At 66.7% G+C, this 3,918-nt stretch carries 5 protein-coding genes; 2 read left to right on the plus strand and 3 right to left on the minus strand.

Annotation, left to right across the window (positions count from 1 at the left end):
- On the plus strand, positions 1 to 1,404 hold a 1,404-nt coding region (locus tag ACE3S9_RS16210; RefSeq protein WP_374547515.1), incomplete at its 5' end, for a sulfate adenylyltransferase subunit 1.
- A gap of 109 nt (positions 1,405 to 1,513) precedes the next feature.
- On the opposite strand, the gene ACE3S9_RS16215 is transcribed toward ACE3S9_RS16210, so the two are convergent.
- The 3 genes from ACE3S9_RS16215 to ACE3S9_RS16225 all read right to left on the minus strand — a co-directional run bounded on the left by ACE3S9_RS16215 (position 1,514) and on the right by ACE3S9_RS16225 (position 3,051).
- Positions 1,514 to 1,915 carry a hypothetical protein gene (locus ACE3S9_RS16215; RefSeq protein WP_374547516.1) on the minus strand — a complete coding sequence of 134 codons (402 nt, stop codon included), beginning with the start codon at positions 1,913 to 1,915 and terminating at the stop codon, positions 1,514 to 1,516.
- A 38-nt stretch (positions 1,916 to 1,953) separates the two neighbouring features.
- A complete protein-coding gene (locus ACE3S9_RS16220; protein ID WP_374547517.1) occupies positions 1,954 to 2,394 on the minus strand; it encodes a DUF3775 domain-containing protein in 441 nt (146 codons plus the stop codon).
- Positions 2,395 to 2,472: 78 nt separating this feature from the next.
- Positions 2,473 to 3,051 (minus strand): hypothetical protein, encoded by a 579-nt coding sequence (locus ACE3S9_RS16225; RefSeq protein WP_374547518.1) that lies wholly within the window; start codon positions 3,049 to 3,051, stop codon positions 2,473 to 2,475.
- A gap of 150 nt (positions 3,052 to 3,201) precedes the next feature.
- Here ACE3S9_RS16225 and ACE3S9_RS16230 point away from each other — a divergent pair, with 150 nt between their 5' ends.
- On the plus strand, positions 3,202 to 3,717 hold the full coding sequence (locus ACE3S9_RS16230; RefSeq protein ID WP_374547519.1) for a L,D-transpeptidase: 516 nt from the start codon (positions 3,202 to 3,204) through the stop codon (positions 3,715 to 3,717).
- Positions 3,718 to 3,918 lie beyond the last annotated feature (201 nt).

The following is a 3,918-nucleotide window of genomic DNA, read 5'->3' on the forward strand; positions in this document are numbered from 1 at the left end:
ACGCAGGGCGGCGCGCTCGATTTCGCTTTGCTGGTCGACGGCCTCGCCGCCGAGCGCGAACAGGGCATCACCATCGACGTCGCCTATCGCTATTTCAAGACCGACAAGCGCAGCTTCATCGTCGCCGACACCCCCGGCCACGAGCAATATACCCGCAATATGGCGACCGGCGCCTCGACCGCCGATCTCGCCATCATCCTGATCGACGCGCGCAAGGGCATCCTGCCGCAGACCCGGCGCCATTCCTTCATCGTCTCGATGCTCGGCGTGCGCGACGTGGCGCTGGCGATCAACAAGATGGACCTGGTCGATTACAGCGAGGCCCGTTTCAACGAGATCGTCGCGGCCTATCGCGACATGGCGCGCGATCTGAATTTCCGCTCGGTGACGCCGCTGCCGATCTCGGCGCTGAACGGCGACAATATCGCCTCGCTGTCGGAGCGCACGCCCTGGTTCCAGGGCGCGCCCTTGCTGCGCTATCTCGAAAATGTCGAGACCGCCGGCGCCGAATTGAGCGAGGCGGCGTTCCGCTTCCCGGTGCAATGGGTCAATCGCCCGAATCTCGATTTCCGCGGCTTCTCGGGCTGGGTGGCGAGCGGCTCCGTCAGGGTCGGCGACGCGATCGCCTCCTTGCCCTCCGGCAAGACCAGCCGGGTCGAGCGCATCGTGACCATGGACGGCGATCTCGACGTCGCGGTCGCGGGCCAGTCGGTCACGCTCACCCTCGCCGATGAAATCGACGCCTCGCGCGGCGACGTTCTCACCGGCGCCGTGAGCCAGCCGACGGTCGCCTCCGAAAGCCACGCCCGCCTGTTGTGGACGGCGGAAACCAACATGCATCCGGGCGCGTCCTATATCGTCAAGCTGGGCGCGCGCACGGCCAATGCCTCGATCGCGAAAATCCACCATCTGGTCGACATCCACACCTTCGAGCCGACCGAGGCCCATTCGCTCGGCCTGAACGAGATCGGCCTCGCCACCCTGCGGTTCGACCGGCCGATGATCCTCGCCGATTATCGCGACAATCGCGATCTCGGCGGCTTCATCCTGATCGACCGCATCACCAATGAAACGGTGGCTTTCGGCCTGATCGACCCGAGGGCGGCGGCGGAAGAGGACAAGCCGGCGCCGGCCCCGCCGCAGGAGCCGGTGTGGCCGCGTGTCCGGCAGCTCGTCCAGGCGAAGCTCGCGCCGGCCCTGTTCAGCGGGTTGTGCGTCGGCTCGGGCGCCGTCGTGCTGGGCGCGAGCCCGGTCACGGGCGTGCTGCTCGGCCTCGCCGACGCCGCGTTGCGCCCACTCGCGCGCGGGCTTTACACGGATTATCGCCGCAACGCCTCGCGGCGGGCGGCGGCCAAGCGCGCCGCCGAGCGCGAGGAGGCCCTGCGCGACGGCGACGGCATTTGAGCGAGTGCATAGCGTTTTCGAGCGAAGTGGATGCCGGTTCGCGTGAAGAAAACGCGTCAAAACAAAGATCTAGCTCGTTTCATTGTTTTCATGAAAACAATGAAACGAGCTAGAAGCCGGCGCTGAAGCCCCAGCCGTAATAGGTCATGGGGCCATCGGCATAGGGGCCGGGTCCATAGAGGCGGACGCCGGGGTCGGGCGCGAAGCGCGGCGCGCCTTCGGACACTTCATAGCCGCGCGTCAGCATGCAGTCCGAATAGACCGAATCATATTGACCTTGCAGGCTGGCGGACGTCTGGGCGGCCGCCGCCTGGTTGGTCGCGCCCTGCGCCCGAGCGCGGCAGGCGGAATCGTCGCGGACGAATTGCCGGTCGCTGACTCGCGGCCCGGCAAGGGCCGCGACGCTTGGTCCGGTAGGCTGCGTCGCGGCGCAGGCGCCAAGCGCCAGGGTCAGCGCCGCAACGAGAGCGAGGGGCGCCCGGGACGCCGGGCGGGTCTTCAGCTTGTCCATGCGCGGAACGTCGCACGGCCGGCGCGCCCGCGCAACGCTCAAACGTCGGCGTCCGGGCCGAGATCGAAATCGCGGCAGGAATGGCCGAAGGCGGCCAAAGCGTCTTCGAGATAATCGGGCAGCAATGGCTCGCCGAGCAGATAATGCGCCGTCGGGGTCTGGCTGCGCTCGCGCGCCTGCGCCACCGCCTCCTCCCAATCCTTCGGCTCGAAATCGCCCCGGCCGATCCACATCAAGGCGACCAGAGCCGTCGCCTCGTCCACGTCGAGATCCTCGACGAATTGCTCCAGTTCGGCATGGATCGGACCATAGGCCGCGTCGGTGAGGATGCTGCGCTCATCGTCGTCCGTGGCGTTGGAGGCGTCGGGCCGGGCGCCTTCGTCCTCGCTCAGCAATTCGCGCGCCTTGGCCGCGATGAAGCAGACCTTGCGCGGATTGATCTCCGGCATGGAGGGTGTCGTTTCGTCGATCGTGCGCATATTGGAACCGGCCGCGCCGCCTCCCTGTGGATTTGCGGGAACTATAGGCGTCCTCGCGGGAAGGCGCCTTGCGGAGAGTCAACGATGCGGCTCGATGGTCAGACTATCGAACCAGCGCGCGCCCGCAGGAATGTGATAGCGATGATCGCCGGTGAAAAAGGCGACCGTCAGATCGTCGGGCGGCGCGGCGATCTCTTCGAGATCGATCGACTGCGGCCTCCCAATGAAGCCGTCCTGCGTCATGGTCAAAGTATAGATCAGGCCATGGGCCATTTTTGCCCCGTAATCGGCCGGACGCTTGTAGAAGAACAGCAAGGCGTGCTCCAGCCAGGATGAATCGCGCGCCGTCACCATCCCCGGATTGCGATAGGGATAGGGCGTATGGCAGAGGATTTCCGGCCCTTCCACGCATTTGAACTCGCGCATGGAGAGAAAATATTGCGCGAATTTGGAATCGTCGAACACGATGTTGAAGCGCGCCCCGTCGCCCTCGGGCGTGAAGGTCACGGTGCCGATCACGATTGACTGGCCGTCCTCGGTATGGAGCACGATATCCTTGACGCCATTGAGCGCGGGCTCGACGGCCAAGGCCCCCGGGGCGCCGGCGACCAGCCAGGCCATGGCCGCGGCAGTGACGAAAAATGCGCGTCCGAACATGGCGCTCCCCGGTCGAACTTCTGTTTTCTTGCAATCTGGGGCCGCGCGCGGCTTTGCGCAAGCGGCGGAACGGGTGAAGGCCCAGGGCGATGACAGCTGGCGCGGAACATGCGACGCTGCGGCCCTGGCGGGAAAAGCGGGAGGAGCGGCTTGGACTGGCGTTGCGTGTTGGTCGCGATCGTGCTGGCGGCGACGACCCTCGTCACGCCCCGCGCCGCCCCGGCCAGAGAATCGACGCATTACGAGACCTCGGCCGCGCCGGGGACGATCGTGATCGACGCCAGCCGGCGCCGGCTCTATTTCATCCTCGGCGGCGGCAAGGCCATCGTCTATCCGGTCGGGGTTCCGAAGCGCGGCGCGGAATGGTCGGGAACGGCCAGCGTCAACGGCAAATTCGTGCGGCCGGACTGGGTTCCGCCCTCGGACGTGCGGGTGGAGGAGCCTTCCCTGCCCGCCCGCGTGCGCGGCGGCGCGCCGAACAATCCGATGGGCGCGCGGGCGATCACGCTCGACCGCTCGGACATCGCCATTCACGGCTCGACACGGCGCATGCGCGCGACCATCGGCGGCGCCGTGTCGCACGGCTGCATCCGGATGCGCAACGAGGACGTCATCGACCTCTATGGCCGGGTGCATGTCGGAACGCCGGTCCTGATGCTGCCGTGACGATCCGGCGGCAAAGGTTCGGCTTGTCGAAGCGTCCAATTCGGGGCATGGTCGCGACGCAAGAGCGCTCGCCCCGGATAGCGGCTGAAATCATGAAGGGCTCCATGAAACGATATGTTCTCACCGCCGTGATGGCGGCCTCGCTGGCTTTTCCCTTCGCCCGTCCGGTCCTGGCCGAGCCCCCGGCCGATGCGGCGGCGC

Source organism: Rhodoblastus sp., from assembly GCF_041915505.1.
Taxonomy (GTDB): Bacteria; Pseudomonadota; Alphaproteobacteria; order Rhizobiales; family Beijerinckiaceae; genus Rhodoblastus.